This window comes from Neobacillus novalis NBRC 102450, assembly GCF_001591805.1.
In the GTDB taxonomy this organism is placed as follows: Bacteria; Bacillota; Bacilli; order Bacillales; family Cytobacillaceae; genus Neobacillus; species Neobacillus novalis.
The window spans coordinates 1-26,683 of sequence record NZ_BCVP01000026.1 but is presented as its reverse complement, the minus strand read 5'-3'; the positions used below and the strand labels follow the sequence as shown (position 1 = coordinate 26,683).

Here is a 26,683-nt window from a genome sequence, read left to right as displayed (position 1 = left end):
TTTATGCTTTATTAATCCTGTCTGAATAGCTCCCATAACCGAAGAAAATTATGAACAACCATGAGAGCTGTCCTTGCGGAGCCTTTCTAAAAATAAAACGCTAGGTCCAACTAAAGTTTACGCTTCAAAAGCGTAATAAAACATTTTGTTTTATGTACTTTTCTTTGATTATGGCATAGGAATAACGACACTGTAGTTAAAAAGTACTTTGAAAATTTGACCTATTCAAATTATCTGTGAGTTGGGGTATAGTATGAAACTGTAAGCTGGGGAGTCAACATAAATTTTATTTACATCAAGCTGGAATGAAAAAATACTACATCGAATTTAAGATAAATCCGGTTTGTTGGCGATACTCGATTTTTGCTCAATGGGATTAATGCAGAGAGTGGAGGGGTATTGATGAAAAGAAGAGTAAGAACGATCGCTGCAATATTTGCTGTTTCTTTGCTGGTTGGTTGTAATGATGCAAAAAAAACGGAATCCGTAGAGTTGAAATTAGAGGGGAGCTGGAAGCTTGTCGCTGATTCCCAATCGTCAGCGTGCTTTGCCGAGATGAAATTTCTTGAAAATCCTACTTCTGATAGGGACCCCTTATCCGTTCATGAAACGACGGGTAACTTTACCAAAATATGGATCGGGGAATACGAGAAGGAAGGAAACGATATTCGGGTTATATTGCACGAGCCCAAAGCGGATCCATTCATTATGGCCGCCGACCGCAGCGGAAATGAATTAAAGCTTCAATACGAATGGAAATCGGAAGAATTAGTCTGCTCATACCAGCGCGATTAACAAGGAAGGCAAAGTACAGAGGCGTTGACCTGCACAACAGCAGTAAAGGGTTCCCCTTGTTATGAAAAAGAAGATTAATGAATTTGGAAAGTTTATACTAAAGGGTGGGTGAGCACATCAACATTAGATTTTTTTGTTGTAGTAAATGAGGTCATTTGTAGTACAAAAAAGGATAGATAGAGCATATTTTATTCTGCTCATCTATCCTTTTTAATGTCGGACATTAAATAAGAATTCAATGTTTTTAATGCTTTTAAGAAATACCTTGATTTTTTATAAAACAAATCCAAGCGTTATTTTTATTAACTTATTTATTCTTTTTGTTCTTCATGTTGAGCCACATCTTTTTCTTCTAAAAAATTATCTAAAGCCTCTATATTTTGCTCGAAGTCCACTTCTAATACATCACCAAGCTCTTCATCCCGCTTATTTTCAAAACTGCCATCTTCAGGGATACGCATGGTTTCTATATCTCTACTTTTCTTCGATAACATATCTTTTCCTATCGTCAAAAGGGTGGAACCATCAATATTTGTATCGATGTATTTATTTGTGAGACCTAATAGCTTAGGGAGTTTTACAATACTATGTAGACTTACAGCTTCATCTGTTAATTTTGAAATCACTTCTTGCTGTCTTTGAATTCGTCCGAAGTCACTTAAACGATCATGGCGAAAGCGGACATACCCTAACAACTCTTTCCCATGCAGTTGTTGTTTCCCTTTTTCTAACGTTGTATCTATACCATATGACATCTCATAGGGTATATCTACTTCAATGCCATTTGGTACAAGGAGATCGACCGCTTTTTCGAATCCTTTAAAGTCTACCATCGCATAAGAATGAATATCGAGCCCGAAATTTTCTTTAATCGTTTCCCTTAGTAATTCAGGACCACCAAACGAGTAAGCAGCATTTAATTTTTGCTGTCCATGTTCTGGTACAGAGACCAACATATCACGCATAAGCGAGATAAGTTTTATTTTATGGGTTTGTGGATCATAATGTGCAACCATGATCGTGTCCGTTCGAGCTTGTTTTTCTCCCCGTGAGTCACTTCCTAATAAGAGAACATTGACTGCATCTAGTTTATTTTTCTCCCCGTGAAATGTTTGTTTTCCTTCCACCTTTTTAAGTGGCGGGTTGACAGCTTTTATTGTTCCTCCAATGTATTGAAATAGTTGAAAAAGACCAACTAGAAGAATACTTAAAAGAAGTAAGGCTCCAAAAACTCTCCTCCATCTAACTCGTTTGCTATTCTTTATTGACCGTGTCAAATCTTACATCACCTCTGCAGAATAATCTTTCCAATTTATCATAAAAATGGAGAGGGGGTTTTCTATTCCTCCCCTTGAATTAGTGATTATCCCATACTTAGGTTTCATCCCTTTTAATATCAGATTACATTTTCCTGAATTTCTGATTACATTGTCATCTTTTGCTGTCATTTATCTAGCATTGTAGAAAAGCTGGAATAATTCTTATTAGATTGCTAATATAAAGATAATTCAATAATTAAAGGAACAGATAGTCGAAGTAATTATAAGGTTTTACATAACTAAAACAGTTGCTCAAAAAATTAACAAGGGGGATTGGATGAAAGAGTTTAGGTATACCAAAAGTTTAGGTACAATCATTGGGGTATTGACTATTGTGGGGGCATTCGGATTTGGAATCCTCGCATTCATAGGGTTGGGGTTATCAAAGGCATTAAATAGTGGACATAACACCTCTTCAGAAGAAGCAACAGCAATCATCCTCTTTATCTGTCTAGTTCTAATTGGGTTCATCTCTTTAATGGTTCCGTTAAGGGTTAAAAGGAAAGCGGGGCAAATATTCTATATTGGATTTTGTTTCATTCTTGGCATTGGATTAGTGTCCACTTTTTTGATTTCGTTCGGAGCACTTGGAACTAAAACAGAGATTTTCCTATTGTGTGTGGGCGTTTTATATCTTGGTGTAGGATATTTGGCAAAAAGAAAAAAATAGGTGCAAATTTTTAAAAAAGAGGGGAATGATTTTTTATTAGAATAATAAACGAAAAGAAGGAGGGCCCTCAAACTTAGTAATTCTAAAACTCGTAATATTTATAAATTTTATTAGTACCAATCATGCTAGTTGTATTAAAGTTGCAAATGATAATAAAACAAAATATTAATTTTAAGGTAATAAAAATGAACCAATGGGATATTCGTTTTGAAACTGATCAATTTGTTTATGGAAAAGAACCAAATGCCTTTTTAAAAGATTTTCAAGTAAAGCTCTCATTACCAATCATTCATTACCCATAATTGATAATGGAATTACTATAAAGAAAGTATTAGCACAATAAAAAAACGATTTTATCTTAGTAAAACCATTCATCACTTTGATACGGTTTGCAGTTTCAAATGTTATGGTGAGGGGCAAAATACCCTAAACTCCTCGTGCGCCAGGCCTACTGGTCGCTGGCTTCCCTTTGTTTCATGCTTTGTCTAAATCGATATGATTCTCCATTAAGGAGGAGGATATGAGCCATATGGGTTAGTCGATCTAGAAGAACTGAGGTCATCTTTTCATCTCCGAATATAGAGGTCCATTCTGTAAATTCAAGATTCGAAGTTATCATGACGCTAGCTCGTTCATAACGACCGGCAAAGAATTGGAACAGGAGCTCTGATCCAATTTTCGTGAACGAGTGTTTTCTGGACAAAAAAAGCAGCTTGTTTAAGCCTTCTTTGTCTTTGATTTTCTTCTCTAGACTCTGCTTCTAGTAATGCCAATAGGAATTCCTCATATCTTAAGTTACGATCCTCAGCATCTCTTGCGAGAGAACGATATTGTACAGCAATAGTCGGAATCCGTAGTTGTTTAGTTAAGTGACCTAAAAGTAGTTCAGTTGTCACCTCCGCGTGCCTCCTGTCAAATTGTTTAATGGTACAAAGCGTGAGATCTTGATTTTTCCCATTGTCAGTTCATTTTTTACAGCAATTGCAGCGCCTTGTTATTTTCATCTAATTAGTTTTTTACAGCCTGCATTTTTTATTTTTTTAAAGAGATACTATATAAAAATAAATAAAGAGGTAAGAATTATGCACGATAAAGGGAAGATTACAGCCTATCAAATGGCACTGATGATATATCCAACGATTTACGCCACAGCTGTTCTAATGGTTCCAGAAATTACAGGCCAATATGTGGGACGCGATAGTTGGGCAGCACCCATTTTAGGTTCCTTAAATGGATTTTTTACTGCTTATGTCCTTTATAAATTACATAAGATGTATCCAAATGAATCACTTATTCAATATAGTAAACATATTATTGGGCCCTTTCTAAGTAAAATACTTGGATTATTCTACCTGTTCTTTTTCTTGTATATGTGTGGGTTCATTTTAAAGGAGTATTCTTTTTTCATTGGAATTTCCCTTTTGCCAAAAACTCCAATGATTGCAATTATAGGAAGCGTTGTTATTATGGCATCCCTCGCTATAACTGGAGGAGTAGAGATCCTGGGGAGAGCTTCCCAACTATTCGTTCCTATTTTCATTCTCCCTATACCCATATTTACAATCATGCTTCTTAAAGACTTGGATCCTAAGAATGTTCTACCGATCTTGGAACATGGTTTGTTACCTTTGCTTCAAGGTTCCGCTGCCCCCCAGGCTTGGTTTAGTGAGGTATTCCTTATATCTATGTTTCTCCCCTTTTTAAAAGATCCTGAAAAAGGATTGAAATGGAGTTTTATCTCATTATTTGCGGTTTTGCTTAGTCTTGTTAGTTTAAATTTACTGACTACTTTCCTATTTGGAGAGATGACTGCTAGTTACACTTTTCCTGTTTTCAAGGCTGTACGTATTATCAGTCTTTCTGATTTTTTTGAACATTTAGAAGCGGGAATTATCACTATTTGGATTTTAGGTGCGTATATCAAAATTACAGTCTTCTATTATGCGTTAGTTTTGGGTACCGCACAATGGTTGAACCTTTCAGACTTCAAGCCAATCGTTTTACCATTCGGTTTATTAATATCTCTATTTGCTATTTGGGAATTCGCTAATTTACAGGAACAGTTTGAATTTTCAAAGTTCATCTTCCCGTTTTATGTTCCATTTATGTTAACTGTTCTACCAACAATATTATTGATTATTGCTAAGATACGGACAAGAAATACTATGAAGAAAGAGCCACCACGTATATCAAATTATTAGAAAAGGTTGTTTTTCAAACATTTTATCTCAGGCCCTTCCTTTTCCGTTTGATCTTTTTGATTGAAAATCAATCAGTCTAATAAAAATGATGTTTTAGTAAATAGGAAATTCGCTAACAGAAAGGACTTGTTCAACTTGTTTCGAATTTTAAAAAAACGTCCTCAAAAACAACATCCTTATGAAGGGAGGAGTAACCGAAATCTTCCTCTGTCATCAGAGTTGGATAAAAATCTTCAAATTCTAAAATCCATTTATATGGGTTGCATCGATGTAATCTATCATCCTTTTTTAATTGCTGGAAAAACAAAAGCCCTCCTTGTATATATTGATGGCTTATCTGATACAGAACAAATAGATTCTAGCGTCCTTGCTCCTTTAATGTCTAAAACAATTGATAAATCGATTACCCTTCAAGGTACATGTGAAAAGATACAATTATCAAATATACGAGTTGTCAAGACATATGATGATTGTATAATGAATATTTCTAATGGAAACCCCATCCTTTTAATGGAACATGAGGAACAAGGAGCGGCTTTAGGACTAGCCAAATGGGAAAAAAGGTCCATTAAAGAACCTGAATCCGAAAGCGTAATCCGGGGACCAAGAGAAGGATTTGTGGAAACTTTGGGAGTCAATATTTCCATGCTTCGGCGAAAAATCAGAAGTCCCAACCTTAAAATGAAAAAAATGAATATCGGGAGTTATTCTAATACAAGTGTAATCATTGCTTATATAGAGGGAATTGCTAATCAGTCATTAATAGATGAGGTTCAAAACCGACTACAGAAAGTCGAAATCGACAGTGTTTTGGAAAGCGGATATATCGAGGAATTGATAGAGGATAATGTTTTTTCACCGTTTCCGCAGTTACTTGATACGGAACGACCAGATGTCGCCTCAGCTAACCTAATGGAAGGACGTGTCGTCATATTAGTAGATGGTACTCCTTTCGTTCTAATTGCTCCTGTAAGCTTTTTTTCTTTTTTTCAGGCACCTGATGACTATTACCAGCGGTATTTGATTAGTTCTGTTATAAGAATAATGCGTCTTTTCTTTATGTTAATTTCTGTATTCTTACCTTCGCTTTATGTCGCAGTTTCCAGCTTCCATCAGGAGATGGTACCTACAATCTTGCTATTAAGTATGGCATCGTTACGGGAAAGTGTCCCATTTACTGCCTTGATAGAGGCATTAATAATGGAGATTGTTTTCGAAGCGCTTCGTGAAGCAGGGCTCCGTCTACCTAAACAAGTCGGAGCTGCAGTAAGCATTGTAGGGGCATTAGTTATCGGGCAAGCTGCTGTTCAAGCAGGGCTTGTTTCTCCTCTCATGGTAATTGTTGTGGCGATTACAGGCATTGCTTCTTTTATGGTTCCTCGCTACTCAGAAGGAATTGCTTTAAGATTGATTCGCTTTCCCATCATGATGCTTGCTGGAACGATGGGGCTACATGGATTAGTGCTTGGTTTTATTGGGATAGCCATCCATTTATGTAAATTACGCTCTTTCGGTGTTCCATATCTTTCACCAATAGCCCCAACAATAGGAAGAGAAATGAAGGATGCTTTTATACGTTCTCCTTGGTGGATGTTAAATACACGACCACATTTAACCGGAAGATTTAATAAGTACAGACAGGCTCCCAATCAGCAACCAAAACCAAAAAAGTAGATCAAATTTTCTGGAATTTAAAGGAAGGGACTTGAAAGAATGAATGAAACTTTGTTTCGAATAATGAAAGCTCTTCTTGCCTTCTTACTTGTTCTTTCACAGTGTCTTTTGCTAACTGGTTGCTGGGATAATAAGGAACTAAATCAATTAGCCATCATAGTAGGAGCAGCCATCGATAAAGAAAAAAATAATAAAATTAAATTAACTGTTCAAGTCTTCCTTCCTCAATCACAAAGTGGTGGGCAACAAAGTGGTTCTGGTAAGGCCCAAGTAGAGATCAAATCAGCTGTTGGAACAAACATGGCTGATGCTGCATCCAATCTTCAACGGGAATATTCACGCAGACTTTTTTGGGGACATTGTAAAACATATATCTTTGGCCAATCCCTCTCTGAAATAGGGAACCTTGAAAGACAAATTGACTTCATAGACCGTCACCCAGAGCCTCGCGAGGACTCTCGATTATATGTCAGTGATGGAAAGGCATCTGACATTTTACAGCTATCACCTTCATTAGAAAAATATGTAGGAGATGTGCTTCGAAAGATGTCGGAAATGCATGTTGGTGCAAATATTACATTGAAAGATTTTGAACTGATGGTTACAAGTGAAGGAGGAGGTGCAATATTACCGCTTATTAAAATCAAGCATCAAAATAATGATGATAGGAAAATGAATGTCTCTCCCATCATTGGTGGCACAGCTATTTTTATGAGAGGTAAAATGATTGGGAGAATTAATGAAGTTGAATCAAAAGGATTATTATGGGTGAGAAATCAAAATGAATTACCTGAAATAACAGGGTATCCCAAAAAAGGGCAAACCATTTCACTATATCTGAAAAGAACAAAGACAAAGCTGATTCCAAAAATTGAAAAAGGAAAATGGAGTATCACTATATATATATCAAAGGAAGGGATGATTGTTCAAAATGGAAGCAAAATAAATATTATGACTAAGAAAAATACAAAAAGAGTAGAAAATTATATAGAAAAAGACGTTTCTAATTCCATAGAGAAAGCCCTTAATCAGGTGAAAGATGGAATGAAGGTGGATCCCTTTGGCTTTGCTACTGCTTTTCATCGTAAATACCCAAAAGAATGGGAAAAGGTAAAAGATCACTGGGAAGTTGTTCTTCCAGATATCTATGTAGAAACGAAAGTTAAGGTACATGTACTCGAGCCTGGGTTGTCGACCACTACTTTGGAGTGAAATGAAAAAGGAGCAAATAAATGAAGATATTTGAGCTTATAGGAATATCCATATTAGTTTTTCTAATCCTTTTACTTGAATGGCGGAAGTTATATCCTAATCAAAAAAAAGAAAAAAGATTACTTGTGACCTTAACAGCAATAAGCTTGCTACTTGCTATCTTACTTCTTTACTTTCCAGAAATTCCGGGTCCAACACAAATGATTAGTTCCCTCTTTTTCCCGCTTGGGAAGATGCTTAAATAAAATATCAATCACTAGAATTTCAATCTACCCAATCAGCCAAGTATTATTAAAAATATGAATGATTCCGGTAAACGGAAGGTTCCAGAAGGAGCTCCTCTTGGTTTTGTCTCTAATCGGTGGCAGAAACATGTATACGACGATGATGGAAGTATTAATCGTCATTATTATGAAATGGCAGCATTAACTGAATTACGAAATCATAGAGTATAAAGCATAGAGAAGGGAAAATTTCGTATTGACCGCCTAGAGAAGGATACACCCGAAGATGTCAAAATGTTGGTGGTACCCCCTATTGAAAAATTTTTCGGTAAGTTAGAACTCATTTTTGAATTTTATGGGGCTATGCCCACATACGTTAGTGTTTCATAAACCGAGCGTATTTTCATTTGTTTTCCGAAATGGGGAGAAGAGGTTAATTTTACGGTGGCGGAAATTATTGAGGATAAATTGTAACCATATCCGAGTTTAGATCCGAATTTGGTTAACCATGATAATATTACAAAGTCTTTCATCAGCGTCCAAAGGGTAGTTGCTGATGGAAGGGGAACGCTCTGGGTTTTAGATACAGCTGCACCAAATTTTTTAGAACCTATTAATTGGGGGGGATTAGTCGCTGTTGATTTAAAAAACCAATACAAGAAAAGTATATACCTTTATAGAAGATGATGTTCTACCAACAACTTATCTAAATGATGTCTGATTGGATTTTCGTGTAGGAAAATCAAGGTATGCACATATAACAGATTCTTCTTACAAAGGTCCAGGAGGTATTATTGTCGTAGATTTAGAAAATGGAATTGCGTTTAGACGTTAATTGGCGCAAAGTCAACTTCACCTGACCCCTATTTTTTTAAAGATCTAAGTTTTTCGAAAATATTTTTTGATTAATTTTGGGTAACTTACATTGTCAAAGAAACCTTGTATATCAATGTCTACTACATGATGTAATTTACCATTATTGACTAAGAACTGACATCTAGCCATTACATGATGAGTTGACCTATTTGATCTAAATCGTATGAATGGTGATAAAATTTGGCCTCACAAATTGGCACTAAATATTTGTTTGAACATCTGTTGAATTTATCGTTCCGATTAACCTAGCTTCACATATATCCGTAGGTGCTTACTTTGAGCCTGTCAACTCTATATCCTCATTTGTTATATATCCCGAGGTTCCTATATACTACTCGTACTTTTCGGTGTTTGCTACTGCGTTTACAGCATGCGTCTTTCGAGCGTGTCAATTTCTAGACCCGTACTTTCGCAAGTTCGTCAGTCCATCTGGACATTCTCACCTTAGATATTTTGTAGCATCCCGGCCTATCATGAACCATATTCCGTTTAAGAACAGGTTCATTTCAGCCAACTTCACTTAGCTTTATACACGTTCGGGCTACTACCATTCCATGCATTTAGGAGTATCAGTTAACTCGTTTTAGCTCAACATGACGGCTTTCATTCCAGTACATTTCTTCACAAAGTTGAAAAAGCAAGTTATCCCAATTTTATTTATAACAGCTTGACGTTGATTCGGGAATATTGAACTTTGCTGCCCGCTAATTGAATTCTACTTCATCTGGAGACCTTTAAATTAAAATGTTTCCTTTCTTCTGACAGACTTATAAAATTTCGAAAACAATCAATTCAATCATCCTTTCGTATAGAAAAACTTATTAAGAAACATGCACTAGAAAAAATATAAATCATATATAGGAGATATCCCGTTTAAATGCTTGAGGAGGATATCCGTTCCGATGACAGATATTCGAAGAGCGATTAAGGAGTCTTTGCCTGTGTTGCTTGAGGATATCAAAGGTGATGAGCATAATGTAATTTTAACCCTGGCTCGAATGTGGCAGACAGTGTCTATCGGTGAAATTTCTCCAAAAGATGTGGCTACAAAATGGGCTTTACCTCGGTTGACCAAAGAAACTTCGACTTTACTCAACTTAGCCAGAAAAGCATATCGAGGTGCATGATCTTATTTTCAAAATGATTTACATTCCCTTGTGGTACCATATATTGTTCGTATTAAGAAGGAAATTAGGCTAACGGCAGCATTCCTGTAAGGATATTACTTTTTTGTACGTAGGAACAGTAACTTATTTACCAGCCACAACATCCTTTAATTGCTTTCCAGACTTAAATGCAGGTACTTTTCCACCTTGGATTTTAATTTCTTCTGCGGTTTGTGGGCTACGTCCTTTACGCGCTGCGCGTTCATCAACCTCAAAATTCCCGAAACCAATTAGTAAAAGCAGTGTGAGAATATTTACTTGAATTTCACATGACTTAGGTCCTGATTAATTTGTGGAAATTTGGCGAAATATATTGAAATATTCCTGGTTAGATTTTACTATTAAGGTATAAAAAATGAAAAAGGCAAACTTTTTGAAAGAAAAGGACGCAAAGCCACGAGTCTAAGGTCTTATGACTATGATAGTCGGGTTGCCAAAAAGAACGGATACCAATGTTTGAATTAAACTATTTAACATGATTGGTTAGTTAGTCCACCTCTTTTTGGAGGCTTTTTTATTTATTAAAATAAAAACTTAGAGAAGAGTGGGTGTAAGGATTGAAAGTGGTATTTGGTTCAATTGAATATTTTGAAAGAGAAATGATGAGCTTTGCAAAAAGGAAAAGTTTAATAACTTTGTCATCGAATCAAGTTATGGAAATTCACGCCGAAATCAAAGATGAATTAATGAATGATTTCATTTGCGATGTAGAAATAAAAAAAGAATGTGTAAATAATCTTAACCTTGCAAGTGAAAGGCTTCTAAATAAATATAAGACCCAGTTATGCCAGGTAAGATAAGGTTTTGGAGTTTCTTTTTTTTGAAGAATTCAATTTTTAACAGAAGATTTAACAAAAAGGATATCAATCAATGAAAGCGAACTAATTAAGAATTTTACATACATAAAAGAAATCTTATAACGAATGAAAGATCTGTCATACATTTATAATCAAGTAAAAGGAAACGCTTGGAAGAGGAGCCTGGAAGTATCTTTCATCGATCTGGATGAGAATTAAAGCTGAATTGGGAATTCAATCAATTTTAAAAAGTGGAGGAATTAGATCATCTCGGGCAAATGACAATTCTCATGCGTCAGGCCGGAGTAAGAGTCCCAGGGATTTATGGACCCGCAAGAGAAGACTGGGCGCATTTGGGAATGCATGCTCCGACAATTTTAAGAATAAGTTTTTAATCTGCAGAATAGGGTATTGAAAATACCGAGGTGAGAGGATATGGAAAAAAATAAAAGAAAACCGGATTTTCATCATTTCCAAGGGAAGATGGACAACCCTGAACAATATTCAACTGAGAATGAGAGCTTATTTGATAAATTTAAGAGTGAGCAAACAGTTGACCCAATACCAGTAGAGGATTTAAAAGAAGAACAACTTGAAGAAAAAGCGAAGCGCGATTCAAAAGATACATCCTCAAGTGAAAAAAAGTATAGAACGGGAATGTAAGGGTCCATGGGGACGGTTCTTATGGCCGCTACTAAAATTACTAAAAACCAAGAGAGCCGTCCCTGTGGCATTTGAAAAATTAATCAAAGCGTACTCGATCTTCTCCTTCAATGATTAACTCCAATTCTGTTAAAAAGTTGAGTTCAAGCGGTGCTGGTAAGCGGTCAATCATTTCTCTAATTTCGCTAAGATTTTCTGCTTCTTCGATCGTTGATGGCGGTTGATTTAAATGCTGATACCAGAGCTTCAATTCGTCAATAAACTTATAAAAATTCATTTCAAAGCGTTCAGCGCATTCTTCGCTTTCACTTTCTGCAGCATTTTTCATCATTTCCCAATCTTCAAGAGCAGTTTCCAATTTTTCTTTCACCCGATTTATCACATCATCACTCCTTGGTTTTTGGTTTCATATAGTCTTCATTTGTATAATACTAAATGAAAAGTCCGATACGTTAAGAGCGTATCATACTACCTGTATTTTTTCCCATAATATGTTGTCTTCATAGTTATTTCATTCTTAGAAAGCAGTGTAAACCCCTAATGTAATGGCTGATCCGACTTCTCATACTGTAACTAAAATCCCAAAAATCATCGAGGCAATTACAGAAAAACCAATGCCGCTTTGTTCCGCAATGCCGATTTGTGCCATAATTGGTGGTATTGCCGCCATGGGAAATGCGCCAGAGGAAATCAAGAATTCCTGTCAGGAAGTAACACTGACGAATATCGATGATGGAGTGGCTCATTTTATATACTCTTTACTAAGGGACCCTTTGTAATTTTCAACTATAGAGTGCTTTTATTGAGTAGCAAAAAAATCCTAATTTCTTACTATTAATGCCGAGAAATGAACGACAGACTGTTTATCAATTCATTTCTACAGTGTATGATTAAGATTATAAACCATAGTTTTTAGAATCAAGCTAGGTAATCTGATTAAAAACTGAAAGGAGATTCTAACATGGGATTAATCATGGCAATTGCGCCTGTTGTAATTGTGGGAGGAATTGTAGTATATGTAATTGAACGGCTTAAACATAAATATAACCAAGGTAATCTAGGTAAGAAAAAATCGAAAGGCGCTCAAGATTTATTAAATAGTTTAATACCAATGGGAATGCTTTTTGGTTGTGCTATCGGTGTAATTTTTGGCATGTTTTTCTCAATCTCTCTAGTATTTACAGTTAGTTTAGGAGCTGGAATAGGCTATTTATTTGGATTTTTTGCTTATGAAATTTATTGCAATAAAGGAAACACTTATTCATAAATGGCTATCTTCCAGAAATGGGCGCTTTCCTGAAAAAAGGATCAGCGCTCATTTTTCATTTTAGGTCCATTTAGTGGAACAACACCTTTACTGTAAATTCGGCACTGATCCAGTATCACTTTCCTTTTGAATATTCCCTGACGTGAATATTCCCTTTTGGGTATAATCAATTCAACACGGCGAATACTAGTGATGTTGTAGATGTGCTTTAACCGGAGACGATCACATGAGGAGGTGAGCAACATGTCAGGGAAGCTTCCGGGGGTAAACATGACGACACTGAGCGCTTTGTCTGAACCAAATCGTATGAATATCGTCGAACTCTTACGCCATGGTCCCCTGACCGTGGGGGAAATAGCCGACCAGCTGGGACTCCGGCAGCCCCAGACTTCAAAGCATTTAAAAGTTCTTAGCGACAACGGGATTGTGGAAGTGCAGGCAGAAGCTAACCGCCGCATCTACAAGCTCCGGCCCGAACCCTTCCAAGCGCTGGATACTTGGATACAGTCCTTCCGGCGAGTAATGCAAGAAAGGTTCGACAATCTAGATGATTATTTGAAGGAATTGCAGAACAAGGAAAAATCATAAAATCAATTCATGATTAAGGAGGAATTACAATGACAAACCATCAAATGGTATCGAGAGTAGAGAACGATCGGGTACTGGTACTGGAGCGTGTTTTCGATGCTCCACGTGATCTCGTATTTAAGATGTTTAAAGAGTCGGAGCATTTGAAACGCTGGTGGGGGCCGAGGGGCTGGGAGATTCCGGTCTGCACCGTCGATTTCCGTCCGGGAGGCGTTTGGCACTACTGTATGAAGTGTGTGGATCAGAATCTTGGTCAATTTTTTGGTATGGAAGCCTGGGGCAAAGGGATTTATAAGGAGATTATCGAGCCGGAGAAGATTTCCTACACCGATTACTTTTCGGATGCCGAAGGCAATTTGAATGACTCCATGCCGAAGACCGAGATGACATTGGAATTCATCGATTTGGGTGGAAAGACAAAGCTGATAAACCGTGCTGAATATGTTTCCGAAGAGGCCCTTAAGACCGTCATGGATATGGGTATGCTGCAGGGTATCACCGAAACTTGGGACCGTTTGAACGAGCTAATGGAGTCGCTGAAGTAGATTTACCATATCTCTGTTTTCAGTGTTAGTAAGGTTAGGAGCTTTTAGTTTAGTAATTACTTTTAAGCCTAATTCCTCGCTAAAAATACGGAGGGATTAGGCTTTTCTATCTTTGTTCGCCACTAGATTTACCAATTATCGTCAATGCATTCAACAATGGGAAACGTCAGGAATCCGAATTTACAACGTAAAGGATTTTGAAGCTGGTAAAAAACATGACAGAAGTGACTATTTTTTTATAAAAAAATAAATTTTCTGAAGAGAATTTTGTAAATTATGTAACGATGAATGTCCACATTTCGTTATAAATAAGTGAAAGGGGGTATATTTATTAGACAATATTACGTAACCTTCTTCAATGGATTACTTGAAAATCCTGGCACTTTCGAGATGGACTTCATAATATAAGGAGGGATTGAGCGTGGTATAATCCATTTTACTGATTAAATAAAGTTCTTCAATTATATTAATAAATTGATCGAAAGGAGTTAAAAAATTGAAAAGAGTTGTAACAGCTTGTTTTATTCCATGTCTATTCGCGCTTCTAGTTTGCTGTACTAGTAATCAAGATAGCCAATCTGCAACAAAGTCTCCTCCAAGGCAGTCTACGCCTAGTCCAGATCCTAATCCTAGTACTTCCAATCAAAATCAACAAAATAATGAGCCAAAAAATCCTGCCAATAATCAATCTAATCCACAATAATAATACCTATTAGGAAAAGGGCCCCGAACAATCGCCCCCACCTTACTCTTCTTCGATTCTAATTCAAACGTGTCAAATTTTGCACCATCTAGGCTGAATATTCTTTAACTTTGATATAATATTTAAAGGTAACCTATTAGGTTATTATTTTCTGATAAAGTAAAAAATGAAGAAGGAGTTTCGCTTTTTTATCAACCCCTTGAAGTAGTGATTATCCCATACTTAGGTTTCAGCTTTTTTTAAAATCAGGTTACATTTTTCTGAAGATCTGATTACATTGTTATTTTTTGCTGTCACATATCTAGTATCTTTAAAGATGGAAATTAATAGTTTAGGGAGTGTAGAAACTATGGATATACGTTTATTTCATTCATTAGAAAGTGTAAATATCTACTTTAAATCACTAAGTACAAACGATGCCAAAGAGATCCATAATTATGCATCTGATGAGGAGGTTTCACGTTTCATTGGCTGGAGTTTGATGAACGATTTGAATGAAACGAGCGAATACATTGAAACGATGGTAAAGCGTGAGGTCGAGGGTACTCATTTATATGCGTCGATTGTTCGAAAATTAACGCAAGAAATTATTGGGACAGCCATGATTTTCAATTTTGACAAGGAAGCCAACCAAGCAGAAATTGGTTATGTTTTTCATCGAGACCATTGGGGGAAGGGTTATGGAACAGAATGTGTTGCTTTGATGAGTGATTTCGCATTTGAAACACTTCATCTTCACAAACTCCATGCTAGTGTTGTTGATGCAAATAGGGGCTCTGCCCGGATCTTAGAAAAGAATGGGTATGTGTTAGAGGGAGAATTAAAAGACCACTATTATATCGAAGAAAAATATTATAACGCTTTACATTACGGAAAAATTCAAACCAAAATAGATTAATTCTTAAAGCAGAGATATGGATATTCATTTAAATTGAAAGGGATTGACAAGCGCATTTCTGCTAAAAATGCGCTTGTCTCGTTCAGCATTAACCATGCGTTATTTGGTTTAGGTTTCAGGTACGAATCATGCAGCCAAATTCCATAAACATTCGGTAAAGCCACGGATACGATTGTGAATCAGCTAGAGTTGATAAATAAGCGGAGAAATTTCTTTTATTTAGGCAATAGCACTGAAAATAGCTTAAATAGACGGAAAGATTCCGACTATTGACTCGAAAAACGTGAAAATGGGTAATTTTGCTTTGCTTAATCGGAAAACCTCCGCTTATATACCCCAAACCGAGCTCTATTCTGCGGTTTAACCGGAAAATTTCCGCTTATTTTAAATATCACTGGTTACTCAATTAAGGATAAGACTTCTTCTTAACATATATATCCAATTGTGCAGCGTTTTTGTAAGACAAACTGTAGGGGTACAAATTGGGGTGCATTTCAAAAAAATTTTTTTGTTATTTCCACTATTGGCTTTACCCCAATAAAAAATGAGTGTCAAATTTCATATGCAAATTGGCACTCATTTTAACTTACATTTTTAATGTTTGTGATAAGAAACGGAACCCGTGACCTATGGTCATTGGTCTTTTTTTATTCAACTCCAAGGGGGCTGTATCCATGGTTTACTTGATTAGAAGAACCGTCTCCGTGGTCTTCAGGCACCTTTGCCGCTAATTTCCGATAGAAAATCGCAAGCAACATAGATGGGATCGTACAAATGATCATCCCGATAAAGGCGTATCTTGGCTCAATTTCATATAAATATCCGCCGAAGAATGTGAACACCGCTGTGCTCCAGCTTAGTGCCAGTGCTGAATACATCCCTTGGGCATTCGGAATCTGTTCTTGTGGAATATGCTTGGTTAAATACTTCATAAAGGCATAATGTCCCATCGCAAATGAGCAGGCATGCAAGGTTTGCGCGATACAGAAAACAATAATATTTGGAAAGAAAAATATGAGAATCCATCTTACTGTTGAGCCAAATGCCGCAAGTGTCAGTAAGGAGCCTACTGAAAATTTACGAAATCTTCGGTCTGCGATTAAAAAGAAAATGATTTCTGCAGCCACTGCAATATTAAGAATCATGCCAATTAAATATTTGGGTGCATGGATTTCTTGTAAAAAAATATAGCCATAGCTGTAATAGGAGGCGTGTGCCGCTTGCAGTAAAATAACAATAACTAGCACAAGGCCAAAGTGTTTAAGCCGAAATAATTGCAGCATTCCGTCTTTTTTCATTTTAGTGGCTTGTGGTTTTTCCATTAAAACAACAGGGGCAGGCAAGACACTAAGAACGATGAATACGAATATGCCAAGTAACAACGCCCATAAAATTACTTTATCCCCAAACGCTCCTGTAAAGACCGTTAACATCATCCCGGATACGACAAAGCCAATGGACCCCCACGAGCGGCTCTTCCCGTAATCTCTTAATTGCTGTTTTTGCAAAAGGACGCCTGCTGCGCTATCCAATGCCGGCATCAAGCTCGGGTAAAAGAAATGCAACAGTAAGGTGACAACTAATAAGCTTACATAAGAATTCGCTGGAATACTGCAAAGAAGGGAAATGAACGTACCGATTGCCATCCCATTTAGTAGGGTTCTACTGCTAAATTTCCCCGATAAATAAGGAAATACAAATAATGTAGAAAGGCCGCGGACAACTAGTCCTAAACTCATAATCAAACTAGCTTGTGAAACCGTCATTCCTTTTGTATGAATCATCCACCCTGTCCAATAGGGTAGAAAAACACCCCAGGTGATAAAAAAACTAAAAAATTGTCTGTTCATCCAACGTTGTGAATTCATTCTTTACCCCTCCAATGTTTGCATCATATCATGGAGAAACGTACAATTATATGAGATATCTCATATTATGGAGGAGATTAATGGAAATTTATAAAAATGAGAAAAGGCAGCGCTATTTGGAGGAATATTCGATTGGGTATTTATTTGCTTTTCCGATTGAAGAATTTCTAGAAGTGCATGAATATAAACGTGATGAATGGATTATTCAAGAGGGCACGCGTCCGGATTTCTTATTTTATGTCATTGAAGGAAAAGCGAAAATTTATGTGACGCATCAAAATGGAAAGGTTTCCTTAATTAATTTTATCAATGAGGAAGATTTTTTCGGGGAAATGGAATTATTAAATCCGATTTATTATACGAAAGGGGTTCAAGCCTCTACCAAAACCGTTTGTTTTGCGATTCCTTTTCATCGCTGCCGCGCCAGAATGCTAGAAGATGCTACCTTTCTCCGTGAACTTGCGAAGTTCTTAAGTGTAAAATCCACACAAATGGCGGCAAAATATACGCAAAGTCTCTCCTTCCCGCTAGAAAATCGGCTTGCTGATTTTATTTTGCAATCTGCAGATGGAGAGGTCTATAAGGAGAAACACGTTACCGTTTGTGATTTTTTAGGCGTCTCCTACCGCCACTTATTATATGTGTTTGCACAATTTTGCGATAAAGGATATTTGCAAAAGGAAGGACGTCACTATCGCATCCTACAGCCCAAAGAACTAAATGGACTTGCCAGGGTGTTGATGAATGAATGATGCCAGTAATTCAGGGGTTTATCAATAAAATTTTGAAGGGATGATCCAAGTAAAGCTAGACCATCCCTACATTCCTATTGCAATTCTCGGTAAGTAGAACGAAATTGGGTAAACGAATGGAAGATACGATTAACAAAAGGCTTCCAATACTGCTCAGTAAGCTTAACGACAAGGGCTGTTCCATTTCCAAGGATGGCGCTACCGATGATATCAGATGGATAATGCTGTCCCATCCAGATCCGCGAAATGCCTACCAGGATTGATAGCAGCCACAAGCTCCAGCCTGCTATTCGGTGATAAACCATCACAGATGCGGCCAAGGTAAAGGCAAGAGCACTATGTTTACTTGGAAACGATGAATCTTTTTTAGATGGGACCGGCGGCAATAAATGAACGCTATGCTTCAAGAACGGCCTCGGTTTATAAAATAATAGCTTAATCATCGTACAGAGCAAATACGTCACACTGACTGAAACTCCAGTATATAATGTCATTTTTTTATAAGAATCGTGGCGAAACCAGAGAACGATTACCACGAGAAGATAGATAAACTGAGCTCTTTTTGAAATGGTGACCATAAGGAAATCTACAATCCGATTATGCCCGGCCAATTGATTAATTACCTTAAACATTCCATAGTTCATAAAAGTCACCCTTAATTTTTGTTATAAGATTAAGGGTATTATTTCCTTCCGATATACAAATATGTATTACATCATAACAATAAAAAAACTACAACTAAATAAATTTTAGTACCTTGCATTAATTAGTAGTAGATGATATAGTATTCCTGTGATGGTAATTTTTTCATATTTTACTACTGTGTATTATTCAGTAGTAATCATTACTTTATAGGCAGGTGAATCACATGAATGTTCAATTTAAGAAGGGTGCACTGGAATTATGTGTTTTGGTCTTTACATTGAAAAAGGACCGGTATGGATATGAGTTGGTTCACAGCATCTCTGATAAAATCCAAATTGCGGAAGGAACCGTCTATCCTTTATTACGACGATTAACGAATGAAGGCTATTTCGCTACTTATTTAGCGGAATCTAATGAGGGCCCGCCAAGAAAATACTATCAATTGACGAAAGCCGGACGAGAATATCTTGAACAGTTGGTACAAGAATGGCAGCAATTTTCTGCCAGTGTGAATGAGATTATTGAGGAGGGGATGGACTGATGACCAAGCAGCAATTTTTAAACGAACTTAACCGACTATTGGGACAGATACCTGAAGGGGAACGAAAGGATATTCTTAGTGATTACGAAGCACATATTGATTCGGCTATCGAAAATGGGAAAACCGAGGAGGAGGCTGTTGCAGATTTAGGCTCCCCAAAAACGATTGCAGATGAATTAGGTGTATTTGTAGCTACTGACAAACTAAGTGGTTCAAAAAAGGAAACCACTACAAATGTTGGACCTAACATTTTTGCATTTTTGGGCATGCTGTTGTTTAATCTAATTTTCATCCTAGGGCCCGTTGTAGGGGTTGCTGGTGCTTTTATTGGTCTGTATGCTGCTGCGTTCGCTTGTCTTATTACTCCCGTTGCATTTATCATTAATTTATTTACGCACGATACACCAATACTTCTTGCGTTCTTCTTAATCCTTGCCACTTTTTCATTTGGGTATCTATTTTTACTAGTGACAAATTTTCTTGCAAAGTGGTTTTTAAAGTTAATCCACTGGTACTGGAAACTCAACGTAAAAATCGTGAAAGGGAGTAATTAATTTGAAGAAATTTTCTATCGTTGCAGCTATTTTAGGCTTGGTAATTGGGGTAATCGGAGTTGTAGCCTATGGATATACTCATGACAATTTTTCTACTGTCACAATAGACGAAACAAAAACGATCAATGCAAAAGACATTAATAAAATCGAGTTGGAATCTCGCTTATCCAGTGTGCATTTTTACCCTACAAACTCTGATGTAATCACGGTTCATCTCCATGGTGAGACATCGAAAAAGAATATTGTGCTTTCAGTAAGTACGAGCGGAGAAACTGCTAAAATTGATATTGAACCAAAAAATGATTCTCTTTTTCAATTTTCTCCTTTTGAATTCATGACCAAACAACTTCAAGCCGATGTTGAAATACCACAAAAAATGTACAGTGAACTGAAAGGTCATGCATCAGCAGGCAGTATTACCATCGAACAAATTTCAGCCAACCACTTTGATTTGGACTCTTCCGCAGGTAGCATAAAGGCAAATGACTTAAAAGGTGATGTAACTGCTCATTCTTCCGCAGGTAGTATGAAGTTAACCAACATTGAAGGAAAGTTGGATTTAACTGATAGTGCAGGTTCGATTGATGTCAAGTTAAAGGCGATTACTCATGACATTTACGCAAGCATCAGTGCTGGTTCCGTTCGGATTGTGACCGAACAGCAACCAGAGTCTCTTCAAATGGACCTCCGGACATCTGCTGGTCATGTGGATGTAAATTTGGCAAACGTTTCGTACAGCACAAAGGAACGTGACCGTGTCATCGCTTTTATTGGTTCAGGTGGTCCAAAGCTCAAGCTAGAATCAAGTGCCGGTTCCGTATCAATCAATAAAAAATAGAATTTGATCATACTCATTCACCTATTCAAATACAAGTGAGCCTTCCACAATACCCTGTCTACGACAGAGTCATAATGTAATAGTTTTTGAAAATAAGAGGAATACACCAAGTGAATAAGCTTCACTTGATATAGATAAATATACATCAGCTCTTCCTAATGACCTAGGAAATCCAGAAGTGCCAGGTATCATCCAATTTCAGGATGGTGCACTGGCACTTTTTTAGAACTCTTTCTGATTTGGGAATTATTGACCTAATGTTTCTGTTACTTGGCTAGTTTGCAGCCTTTGTTTTTTTGCTTTCCGGAAATGGAATAATTCATAGAATGTTGGGATGATAATCAGCGTCAAAAGGGTGGATATGATGAGTCCAAAAATGACTACGACAGCGAGTCCCTTTGAAACAAGATTTAAACTCATGGCCGATTCATGTGTAACTAGAAGCGGCACCATGGCAAAGACTGTGGCAAGTGCTGTCATAAGAATCGGGCGTAGACGGACGATTCCTGCCTCCATAATCGCTTCCCGAATGGTCATGGTTTCTTCATTGTGACGAATTCGGTCAACCAGCACAATGGCATTGGTTACCACAATCCCAACGAGCATCAGCATTCCGATACCCGAAGAAATATTGATACTTGAGTTGGTAATCACGAGTCCTAATAGTGAACCGATCGCTGCAAGCGGTAATGTAATCAAGATCGCGATGCTTGCCCGGAACGACTTTAATGTCACGAGTAAAATCATAAACACGATTCCAATTGATAACATAGACAGTTTAGCGAGTTCCCCTAATTGATCGGAGGACTGCATGGAAGAACCGGTAAGTTCTGCACTGGTTCCTTTGGCAAATGTTTCATCTTTGTTCCACGTTAGGAGCTGCTGCTGAATTTTTCCGGTAACGTCTACCATTTTGTCCGGATTTACTTGAGTCGTTACCTGTAGATAATGATGGCCGTCTTTTGTAAAGATTGTCCCTAGCTCATTGCTTTCTTCCACCTTTGCAATGCTTGATAAAGCAACAGGCCCGTCTGGGGTCATCAGCTGTAGATTTTTTAAATCGTCCACCGTTTGAATCTCTTTTAGTGCTCCCAATTGGACTGCGGTGGTCCGTCCATCAATCTTAATGTTTCCAATCACAGCAGGCTTTATCATCGCATAAATAGATTGGGAAACTTCCTGTGCATTCGATAATTTGGAATCCACCTGAATGGTAACGGTTGGTTTTGTATTTTGATCGTTGCTTTCTACTTTTTCCACACCATCGATGCTGCTTATTTCTTTCTTAACCATATCAGCTGCTTTTTTGATGTCGTCGTCGTTCTTTCCGATGACATCAATGGAAACAGTCGTCGTATTGGATCCGAGCAAACCTGCTGTCTCAGCTGTCATCTCCGCATTTGGAAACTGGTCTTTTGATTTTCGGATGTCTTTTACAAATTTGGCAGAGTCGGTCCCTTCTTTAGTAAAAATCATCAATCGAACTACGTTGGCTTCTTGCAGGTTGCCATATTGTGCAGCATCCTCATTGACACCTGCCACTGTAATGTAGGTTTTTACCCCTTCTTTTTCTGAAAGAATGCCCTCCATTTTCGCAACACCGTCTTTTATTTCGCTAAATGGTGTTCCGTTATCATAGCGAAGACCGATTGCTATGTAGGCGGAATCTTGCTGATCGACAGAACCTTTGGGCATGGTCAAAAATAAGCCGACGGACCCGACTACGACGAGAATCGCTATCGTGATGGGAAGCCATTTATGATTAAGGGACCATTTCAACAAAGGGGGGTAGAATGATTTCGCCTTGTGTTCCTTCATCTTTACCTTTTTCATCATACGGGCGCTGAGTGCTGGGACCACTGTCAGTGAAACAATCAGTGAAGATAGCAATGAACAAGTGATCGTAATCGCAAACGGAGCAACTATATCTCTTAATCCTCCCGAAACAATCAGCATTGGCAGGAATACTGCTACAGTTGTGAGAGTGGATGACGTGATCGCTGATCCCACTTCTTTAACTGATTCTATAAGAAAGGCAGGGGTTAATTCATTATTTTGCTTTCTTCGGTAAATATTCTCCACTACGACAATACTGTCATCCACAAGCCGTCCGACAGATACTGCAATTCCTCCAAGCGTGAGGATGTTTAAGGTAACGCCAAAGAAGGAAAGTAGAATCATCGTCATGCATAGGGACAATGGTATGCTGATAATCGTGATCAGGGTCATTCGGAAACTGCGAAGGAATAACCAGATAATAAGAGTAGCAAATAATGCTCCGGTCAATACTTCTCTTGTCATCGAATTGATGGAATCAAGAACGGTATCTCCTAAATTCATCACAATCGTTGCTTGAAGGGTTCCCTTGTAATCCTTATTGATTTTTTTTACTGCATCTTCTACCTGTTTTCCAAGCGTTACGGCATTTGAGGTGGAATCCTTCTGAATGACAACGTCAATAAAGCTCTTTCCATTCAAATGGATGATGTTTTCGGTATCTTCTTGCAAGGTAATTCCAGCAACATCCTGTAGTTTGGTCTTACTTGTTAACTGGATGTTTTTAAGGTCATCGAGGGTTTCTAATTTTCCTGTTACGATAATGCTTGTTGCTTCGTTGTTCATCGTTTGTTCGCCCACCGCAACGGAAGCCGTTTTCCCTTGAAGGAGCGTATATAGCTTTTCAAGCGGGAAATGAGCTGCCGCTAATTTAGCAGGATCAACTTTAATCATCACTTGTTGATTTCTTCCGCCATTGGTGATGACATTGCCGACACCTTTTAAGTCTTTGAACATCGGCATAATCTCGTTTTCTACGATATTTAGTTCATTATTGCCAATTTCCTTATCAAAGGTGAGACCTAATTCAACAATCGGAATTTCAGATGTGTTGAGGTTGATGACATATGGCTTCATGACCCCATTGGGGAGATAGACCATTGAAATTCTTTCTTCAATTTGCTGTTTAGCTTCTTTTACATCAATTTTAGATTCAAATGTGACGGTCAACTGGCTAAAGTTATTTCCTGTTTGTGCAACAACACTTTGTTTTCCTCTGACGCCGTTCAATGCCTTTTCAATTGGCTGCGTTACTTGTTCATCCATGCTTACAGCATCCATACCGTTTCCAACTGTTGATATGGTTACGTACGGCTGATCGGCTGATGGCATCAGTTCCATTGGAATCGTGGTGTAACTGAAAATGCCGAAAATCATCGAGGCAATTACAGCGAAAGCCAATGCCGCTTTGTTTCGCAATGCCCATTTGGTAAACCAAGTCATTAAAGAACCCCCTAGTCCTAAAGTCATGAAAACAGGTAAATTATACCTCTTATAGGGCGGATTTACCAGATGTTTTTTCTTAATTTTACAAAAAATTAATTTATACAAAACAAAACACCAACCTGTTGGATGGTGTTATACAAAATTCATATTACTCCGTTTGGCGTTTCTTTCGCTAATCTTTAAAAAAAGGCGTGCCCTGGCTTTTGTCAGTTTGGCACGCTATTTTTATGATCATCCTTCTATTTCGCAAACACGTGATTTCCAATTGTCTCTACAGTTTCACGAGATCGAATCCAATTATCTGTTGCAATTTCAGGATTGTAGAAAAAAATGGAATCATTTAATGTATCTTCTCTATTTAAAGCTTCTTTCACTGCTTGGGTTGACTCTTCTGATGCCGGTTTATTAATTTCACCATTTTGAACAGGTGAAAAGGCATAAGCATGACCGACTACTTCATTAATCACTTCTGTCACCGTATCAGGAAACTGAGGGGATTCCACTCGATTTAATACGACGGTTGCAACGGCTACTTTTCCTTCATAGGACTCGCCTTTTGCCTCCGCTTCAACTAATCTGGCAAATAAGTCTTTTTCTTTATCTGAAATAGAAACCGCAGGTGTTGCTGGCACTTTAACTGGAGCTTCAACTTCTGGTTCATTTGGTTTAGCGGCTTTTTCTGCTGCCTCTGTCAAATCATTAGAAGTCCCAGCCGCAGGTTTTGATGGATCTGCTAGTAACTCAACTGCTTTCGTTGCCACATTTATCATAGGTTTTGCTAAATGAATGGTTAAGCTCTGAGGGTGTAAGATTTCTCCAATAGATATATCTTGTATTACCTCTTTATTTCCAATGGTTAAACTATTTTGCATTCCAGATACCGGAAGGCTGTGTTTAGTTTGAATGAATGATTCGGTGATGGCCATCGCCGTATTAGTGTGTACGATTAAGGCAATTGTAGCTACACCAGCTACAACTAATGATTTAAAAGAATTTCTCATGCTGTGTGCCACCTCCTGTAAAATTCTCATGTTATTAACCTAACATGACGTATGATTCATTTACAGAACGATAGCATTACAATTCTTTATAATTTGATTAACAGCATTACAGAAAATGATATTTCATGACGAAATTCCTATAAAAATGTAATAAACTAGGCAATAAAACGAAACATAGGAATAAATTACCCAGTAATTCGGTACTGTAGCCATTGTAAACATTCCTAAAAACCACGAGAACTCTCCCTGTGGCATCTGAAAAAGCGAATGGCAACAAAATACACCGTATTTTTATAAAGATTAATGAGCAATTTAGGTAAAGACGTTGTAGAATTAAGTTTATATAGGGGAAATATGGAATTAGTAACGTAGTGGGCAATTCTTTATGATGACAACTGAAATATATTTAGAATATTTTTGACAAGGTGGCGATTTTTATGAGCCGTAAAAACAATTGGACAGTAATTTTTATTTACAATTTGATGTTATTTTTTATCTTTAAAATTTCATTTAAAACATTAGTGGAAATCGCTGTAGCAGCGGAAACCTTTCCAAATTCGAACTATTTAATGGTATTATTATCAACTATCATTGGAATTGGGTTATTAGCTATTGGTGTTAGAAGATACATTTTTATATCATCAAAAGATGAAAAAGAACGTCATAAACTTAGAAATATATTTCTTTTTACAACACCAGTACCTTTTATTATTTATATGGGGTTGATGATTAATACCTGGTAAAATGACAAATGCTTTACTTTAAGTTCAGGCTGCCATAATTGGCTTTTATTTCTAGTGTGGGCATTACTTCAATTATGAGGTAATGCCATTTTCTTATTCAAGTAACGCGTTAGCTTAATAAGAAAGTCATAAATTTGACAAAACATTCCACAGGTATTTTGTAGTAAAGATAGAAAATGGTACATAGGTGAACATTTAATTTTGTTTTTCGGTTAACGGATGAGGTTAACTTAAAGAAAATACAAAGAAATAGGGGGTAATTTAAACGAAACTTATTGCTGGTTCTATTTTTATTTCAACATCTTTATTTATGTTTTTTATCAATGGAATTGTTAAAAATGTTGCTAAATATTATTTGGAATTCTATGAATATCCGTTGTTATATTCCATTGTCCCTTGGGTTCCTTGGTTAACATTGATTATTGGTCTTTACTTCTTTTTTAAATATATTTTCGAGAAAAAGGAAAATTATTAATTTAACAAACGGGTGCAATCTTTGAATGAGCAAGGGTTGTTCTTTTACTTATTGAAGTAGAGGGCAGAATGAGTATCCCCATAGCTAAAGCTAGGGGTTTCGAAAGAATAGGCTAAAAGCCCCATTGTCTTTACGTGGGCTACCACAAGTCCCGCTAATACATCAGGCCGAAGCCTTCAGCTTTGCTTTTTTCTTACTTTTCACGATGATGATTTTCTTAGGAGATTGAAGGAATTGTTTCCTATCAAGACCTTCAAAGGCACCCCCAACATGTTTCCGAACAATATTGAAAGCCCCATTTACGTCGGCGTGTATTTGAATATTAGACCCTGTGATTTTGTAAAAAGCTCTTTTCACTCGCTGTCCGCTAAAAGTTGTTTGGTGTT

Annotated in this window: 28 protein-coding genes, 6 pseudogenes and 1 riboswitch; of the genes and pseudogenes, 23 read left to right on the top strand and 11 right to left on the bottom strand. The window is 37.2% G+C overall.

What is annotated here, in order from left to right; translation table 11 throughout:
• Nucleotides 1–402: 402 nt before the first annotated feature.
• The gene (locus BANVL01_RS18785) at nt 403–795 is read left to right on the top strand and encodes a hypothetical protein (protein WP_066086869.1); all 393 of its coding nucleotides are present in this window, start codon (nt 403–405) and stop codon (nt 793–795) included.
• A 311-nt stretch (nt 796–1,106) separates the two neighbouring features.
• On the opposite strand, the gene BANVL01_RS18780 is transcribed toward BANVL01_RS18785, so the two are convergent.
• Nucleotides 1,107–2,072, bottom strand: a complete 966-nt coding sequence (locus BANVL01_RS18780; RefSeq protein WP_066086871.1) for an LCP family protein — start codon at nt 2,070–2,072, stop codon at nt 1,107–1,109.
• Nucleotides 2,073–2,391: 319 nt separating this feature from the next.
• Here BANVL01_RS18780 and BANVL01_RS18775 point away from each other — a divergent pair, with 319 nt between their 5' ends.
• Complete coding sequence (locus BANVL01_RS18775) at nt 2,392–2,784, top strand: hypothetical protein (protein WP_066086873.1); 393 nt, start codon at nt 2,392–2,394, stop codon at nt 2,782–2,784.
• Nucleotides 2,785–3,232: 448 nt separating this feature from the next.
• On the opposite strand, the gene BANVL01_RS28330 is transcribed toward BANVL01_RS18775, so the two are convergent.
• Both BANVL01_RS28330 and BANVL01_RS28325 read right to left on the bottom strand, forming a co-directional pair.
• Entirely contained in the window at nt 3,233–3,487 is a 255-nt protein-coding gene (locus BANVL01_RS28330; protein WP_280513641.1) for an ATP-binding protein, read from the bottom strand.
• On the bottom strand, nt 3,417–3,680 hold the full coding sequence (locus BANVL01_RS28325) for a P-loop NTPase family protein (RefSeq protein WP_066148040.1): 264 nt from the start codon (nt 3,678–3,680) through the stop codon (nt 3,417–3,419). Before BANVL01_RS28325 ends, BANVL01_RS28330 begins: the two co-directional genes overlap by 71 nt.
• 48 nt (nt 3,681–3,728) lie before the next feature.
• Here BANVL01_RS28325 and BANVL01_RS18765 point away from each other — a divergent pair, with 48 nt between their 5' ends.
• The 6 genes and pseudogenes from BANVL01_RS18765 to BANVL01_RS26890 all read left to right on the top strand — a co-directional run.
• The gene (locus BANVL01_RS18765) at nt 3,729–4,985 is read left to right on the top strand and encodes a GerAB/ArcD/ProY family transporter (RefSeq protein ID WP_235845652.1); all 1,257 of its coding nucleotides are present in this window, start codon (nt 3,729–3,731) and stop codon (nt 4,983–4,985) included.
• A 135-nt stretch (nt 4,986–5,120) separates the two neighbouring features.
• Nucleotides 5,121–6,659 (top strand): spore germination protein, encoded by a 1,539-nt coding sequence (locus BANVL01_RS18760; protein WP_066086883.1) that lies wholly within the window; start codon nt 5,121–5,123, stop codon nt 6,657–6,659.
• Between the two features lie 39 nt (nt 6,660–6,698).
• Entirely contained in the window at nt 6,699–7,871 is a 1,173-nt protein-coding gene (locus BANVL01_RS18755) for a Ger(x)C family spore germination protein (protein WP_066148036.1), read from the top strand.
• Nucleotides 7,872–7,891: 20 nt separating this feature from the next.
• Nucleotides 7,892–8,116 (top strand): hypothetical protein, encoded by a 225-nt coding sequence (locus tag BANVL01_RS18750; protein ID WP_066086886.1) that lies wholly within the window; start codon nt 7,892–7,894, stop codon nt 8,114–8,116.
• A 54-nt stretch (nt 8,117–8,170) separates the two neighbouring features.
• Nucleotides 8,171–8,326, top strand: a complete 156-nt coding sequence (locus BANVL01_RS27870; RefSeq protein WP_156487436.1) for a hypothetical protein — start codon at nt 8,171–8,173, stop codon at nt 8,324–8,326.
• Nucleotides 8,327–8,389: 63 nt separating this feature from the next.
• A pseudogene (locus tag BANVL01_RS26890) lies at nt 8,390–8,965 on the top strand (L-dopachrome tautomerase-related protein); the annotation flags it as partial.
• A 21-nt stretch (nt 8,966–8,986) separates the two neighbouring features.
• Here the strand turns inward: BANVL01_RS26890 and BANVL01_RS28320 are convergent.
• A pseudogene (locus tag BANVL01_RS28320) lies at nt 8,987–9,199 on the bottom strand (reverse transcriptase domain-containing protein); the annotation flags it as partial.
• Nucleotides 9,200–9,861: 662 nt separating this feature from the next.
• On the opposite strand from BANVL01_RS28320, the pseudogene BANVL01_RS18745 reads away from it, so the two are divergent.
• Nucleotides 9,862–10,092: pseudogene (locus BANVL01_RS18745) on the top strand (DUF4111 domain-containing protein); the annotation flags it as partial.
• Between the two features lie 129 nt (nt 10,093–10,221).
• On the opposite strand, the pseudogene BANVL01_RS26880 reads toward BANVL01_RS18745, so the two are convergent.
• Nucleotides 10,222–10,371: pseudogene (locus BANVL01_RS26880) on the bottom strand (HU family DNA-binding protein); the annotation flags it as partial.
• A gap of 119 nt (nt 10,372–10,490) precedes the next feature.
• Nucleotides 10,491–10,575, top strand: a riboswitch (cyclic di-GMP riboswitch).
• Between the two features lie 119 nt (nt 10,576–10,694).
• Here BANVL01_RS26880 and BANVL01_RS18740 point away from each other — a divergent pair.
• From BANVL01_RS18740 to BANVL01_RS18735, 3 genes and pseudogenes are all read left to right on the top strand, one after another.
• Nucleotides 10,695–10,937: a hypothetical protein gene (locus tag BANVL01_RS18740; RefSeq protein WP_066086889.1), complete on the top strand. Its 243-nt coding sequence runs from the start codon at nt 10,695–10,697 to the stop codon at nt 10,935–10,937.
• A 263-nt stretch (nt 10,938–11,200) separates the two neighbouring features.
• Nucleotides 11,201–11,329, top strand: a pseudogene (locus tag BANVL01_RS27435) (DinB family protein); the annotation flags it as partial.
• Between the two features lie 40 nt (nt 11,330–11,369).
• Nucleotides 11,370–11,597: a YczO family protein gene (locus BANVL01_RS18735; RefSeq protein WP_066086893.1), complete on the top strand. Its 228-nt coding sequence runs from the start codon at nt 11,370–11,372 to the stop codon at nt 11,595–11,597.
• Nucleotides 11,598–11,676: 79 nt separating this feature from the next.
• Here BANVL01_RS18735 and BANVL01_RS18730 read toward each other — a convergent pair whose 3' ends face one another.
• Nucleotides 11,677–11,979 (bottom strand): hypothetical protein, encoded by a 303-nt coding sequence (locus tag BANVL01_RS18730; protein WP_066148033.1) that lies wholly within the window; start codon nt 11,977–11,979, stop codon nt 11,677–11,679.
• 163 nt (nt 11,980–12,142) lie between these two features.
• Here BANVL01_RS18730 and BANVL01_RS27430 point away from each other — a divergent pair, with 163 nt between their 5' ends.
• The 6 genes from BANVL01_RS27430 to BANVL01_RS18710 all read left to right on the top strand — a co-directional run bounded on the left by BANVL01_RS27430 (nt 12,143) and on the right by BANVL01_RS18710 (nt 15,598).
• Nucleotides 12,143–12,376 carry an HAD hydrolase family protein gene (locus BANVL01_RS27430; RefSeq protein WP_156482363.1) on the top strand — a complete coding sequence of 78 codons (234 nt, stop codon included), beginning with the start codon at nt 12,143–12,145 and terminating at the stop codon, nt 12,374–12,376.
• A gap of 182 nt (nt 12,377–12,558) precedes the next feature.
• Nucleotides 12,559–12,864 carry a hypothetical protein gene (locus tag BANVL01_RS18725; RefSeq protein WP_066086897.1) on the top strand — a complete coding sequence of 102 codons (306 nt, stop codon included), beginning with the start codon at nt 12,559–12,561 and terminating at the stop codon, nt 12,862–12,864.
• Nucleotides 12,865–13,107: 243 nt separating this feature from the next.
• Nucleotides 13,108–13,452, top strand: coding sequence for an ArsR/SmtB family transcription factor (locus BANVL01_RS18720; protein WP_066086900.1), 345 nt, complete (start codon nt 13,108–13,110; stop codon nt 13,450–13,452).
• 29 nt (nt 13,453–13,481) lie between these two features.
• Nucleotides 13,482–13,997 (top strand): SRPBCC family protein, encoded by a 516-nt coding sequence (locus tag BANVL01_RS18715; protein ID WP_066086902.1) that lies wholly within the window; start codon nt 13,482–13,484, stop codon nt 13,995–13,997.
• A gap of 496 nt (nt 13,998–14,493) precedes the next feature.
• Nucleotides 14,494–14,700 (top strand): hypothetical protein, encoded by a 207-nt coding sequence (locus BANVL01_RS27425; RefSeq protein WP_156482362.1) that lies wholly within the window; start codon nt 14,494–14,496, stop codon nt 14,698–14,700.
• A 349-nt stretch (nt 14,701–15,049) separates the two neighbouring features.
• Nucleotides 15,050–15,598, top strand: a complete 549-nt coding sequence (locus BANVL01_RS18710; protein ID WP_066086905.1) for a GNAT family N-acetyltransferase — start codon at nt 15,050–15,052, stop codon at nt 15,596–15,598.
• A 647-nt stretch (nt 15,599–16,245) separates the two neighbouring features.
• On the opposite strand, the gene BANVL01_RS18705 is transcribed toward BANVL01_RS18710, so the two are convergent.
• Nucleotides 16,246–17,466, bottom strand: coding sequence for an MFS transporter (locus BANVL01_RS18705; RefSeq protein WP_082805067.1), 1,221 nt, complete (start codon nt 17,464–17,466; stop codon nt 16,246–16,248).
• Nucleotides 17,467–17,546: 80 nt separating this feature from the next.
• Between BANVL01_RS18705 and yeiL the strand changes: the two genes are divergently transcribed.
• On the top strand, nt 17,547–18,218 hold the full coding sequence (gene yeiL, locus BANVL01_RS18700) for a transcriptional regulator YeiL (RefSeq protein ID WP_066086908.1): 672 nt from the start codon (nt 17,547–17,549) through the stop codon (nt 18,216–18,218).
• A 74-nt stretch (nt 18,219–18,292) separates the two neighbouring features.
• Here the strand turns inward: yeiL and BANVL01_RS18695 are convergent, their stop codons facing one another.
• Complete coding sequence (locus BANVL01_RS18695; RefSeq protein WP_066086911.1) at nt 18,293–18,862, bottom strand: undecaprenyl-diphosphatase; 570 nt, start codon at nt 18,860–18,862, stop codon at nt 18,293–18,295.
• A gap of 224 nt (nt 18,863–19,086) precedes the next feature.
• Here BANVL01_RS18695 and BANVL01_RS18690 point away from each other — a divergent pair, with 224 nt between their 5' ends.
• The 3 genes from BANVL01_RS18690 to BANVL01_RS18680 are packed head-to-tail and all read left to right on the top strand — an operon-like array spanning nt 19,087 to nt 20,796.
• Nucleotides 19,087–19,404: a PadR family transcriptional regulator gene (locus tag BANVL01_RS18690; RefSeq protein ID WP_066086914.1), complete on the top strand. Its 318-nt coding sequence runs from the start codon at nt 19,087–19,089 to the stop codon at nt 19,402–19,404.
• A complete protein-coding gene (locus BANVL01_RS18685) occupies nt 19,404–19,958 on the top strand; it encodes an HAAS signaling domain-containing protein (RefSeq protein WP_066086919.1) in 555 nt (184 codons plus the stop codon). Before BANVL01_RS18690 ends, BANVL01_RS18685 begins: the two co-directional genes overlap by 1 nt.
• A 1-nt stretch (nt 19,959) precedes the next feature.
• On the top strand, nt 19,960–20,796 hold the full coding sequence (locus tag BANVL01_RS18680) for a DUF4097 family beta strand repeat-containing protein (protein ID WP_066086922.1): 837 nt from the start codon (nt 19,960–19,962) through the stop codon (nt 20,794–20,796).
• 246 nt (nt 20,797–21,042) lie between these two features.
• Here the strand turns inward: BANVL01_RS18680 and BANVL01_RS18675 are convergent, their stop codons facing one another.
• Together BANVL01_RS18675 and BANVL01_RS18670 are read right to left on the bottom strand one after the other, a co-directional pair.
• The gene (locus BANVL01_RS18675) at nt 21,043–24,075 is read right to left on the bottom strand and encodes an efflux RND transporter permease subunit (protein WP_066086928.1); all 3,033 of its coding nucleotides are present in this window, start codon (nt 24,073–24,075) and stop codon (nt 21,043–21,045) included.
• A 242-nt stretch (nt 24,076–24,317) separates the two neighbouring features.
• Nucleotides 24,318–25,079: a cell wall hydrolase gene (locus BANVL01_RS18670; protein ID WP_066086931.1), complete on the bottom strand. Its 762-nt coding sequence runs from the start codon at nt 25,077–25,079 to the stop codon at nt 24,318–24,320.
• A 437-nt stretch (nt 25,080–25,516) separates the two neighbouring features.
• On the opposite strand from BANVL01_RS18670, the gene BANVL01_RS18665 reads away from it, so the two are divergent.
• Nucleotides 25,517–25,822: a hypothetical protein gene (locus BANVL01_RS18665; protein WP_066086934.1), complete on the top strand. Its 306-nt coding sequence runs from the start codon at nt 25,517–25,519 to the stop codon at nt 25,820–25,822.
• Between the two features lie 637 nt (nt 25,823–26,459).
• Here BANVL01_RS18665 and BANVL01_RS18660 read toward each other — a convergent pair.
• A pseudogene (locus tag BANVL01_RS18660) lies at nt 26,460–26,683 on the bottom strand (hypothetical protein); the annotation flags it as partial.

Excerpts from the sequence above, each read along its gene's own strand:
- BANVL01_RS18695 (WP_066086911.1), bottom strand. The coding sequence starts at position 18,862 with ATGAACTATGGAATGTTTAAGGTAATTAATCAATTGGCCGGGCATAAT.
- BANVL01_RS18715 (WP_066086902.1), top strand. The coding sequence starts at position 13,482 with ATGACAAACCATCAAATGGTATCGAGAGTAGAGAACGATCGGGTACTG.
- BANVL01_RS18690 (WP_066086914.1), top strand. The coding sequence starts at position 19,087 with ATGAATGTTCAATTTAAGAAGGGTGCACTGGAATTATGTGTTTTGGTC.
- BANVL01_RS18705 (WP_082805067.1), bottom strand. The coding sequence starts at position 17,466 with ATGAATTCACAACGTTGGATGAACAGACAATTTTTTAGTTTTTTTATC.
- yeiL (WP_066086908.1), top strand. The coding sequence starts at position 17,547 with ATGGAAATTTATAAAAATGAGAAAAGGCAGCGCTATTTGGAGGAATAT.
- BANVL01_RS18755 (WP_066148036.1), top strand. The coding sequence starts at position 6,699 with ATGAATGAAACTTTGTTTCGAATAATGAAAGCTCTTCTTGCCTTCTTA.
- BANVL01_RS18665 (WP_066086934.1), top strand. The coding sequence starts at position 25,517 with ATGAGCCGTAAAAACAATTGGACAGTAATTTTTATTTACAATTTGATG.
- BANVL01_RS18710 (WP_066086905.1), top strand. The coding sequence starts at position 15,050 with ATGGATATACGTTTATTTCATTCATTAGAAAGTGTAAATATCTACTTT.
- BANVL01_RS18720 (WP_066086900.1), top strand. The coding sequence starts at position 13,108 with ATGTCAGGGAAGCTTCCGGGGGTAAACATGACGACACTGAGCGCTTTG.
- BANVL01_RS27870 (WP_156487436.1), top strand. The coding sequence starts at position 8,171 with ATGAATGATTCCGGTAAACGGAAGGTTCCAGAAGGAGCTCCTCTTGGT.
- BANVL01_RS27430 (WP_156482363.1), top strand. The coding sequence starts at position 12,143 with ATGGCTGATCCGACTTCTCATACTGTAACTAAAATCCCAAAAATCATC.
- BANVL01_RS18675 (WP_066086928.1), bottom strand. The coding sequence starts at position 24,075 with ATGACTTGGTTTACCAAATGGGCATTGCGAAACAAAGCGGCATTGGCT.
- BANVL01_RS18685 (WP_066086919.1), top strand. The coding sequence starts at position 19,404 with ATGACCAAGCAGCAATTTTTAAACGAACTTAACCGACTATTGGGACAG.
- BANVL01_RS18670 (WP_066086931.1), bottom strand. The coding sequence starts at position 25,079 with ATGAGAAATTCTTTTAAATCATTAGTTGTAGCTGGTGTAGCTACAATT.
- BANVL01_RS18735 (WP_066086893.1), top strand. The coding sequence starts at position 11,370 with ATGGAAAAAAATAAAAGAAAACCGGATTTTCATCATTTCCAAGGGAAG.
- BANVL01_RS18725 (WP_066086897.1), top strand. The coding sequence starts at position 12,559 with ATGGGATTAATCATGGCAATTGCGCCTGTTGTAATTGTGGGAGGAATT.
- BANVL01_RS18750 (WP_066086886.1), top strand. The coding sequence starts at position 7,892 with ATGAAGATATTTGAGCTTATAGGAATATCCATATTAGTTTTTCTAATC.
- BANVL01_RS18785 (WP_066086869.1), top strand. The coding sequence starts at position 403 with ATGAAAAGAAGAGTAAGAACGATCGCTGCAATATTTGCTGTTTCTTTG.
- BANVL01_RS18775 (WP_066086873.1), top strand. The coding sequence starts at position 2,392 with ATGAAAGAGTTTAGGTATACCAAAAGTTTAGGTACAATCATTGGGGTA.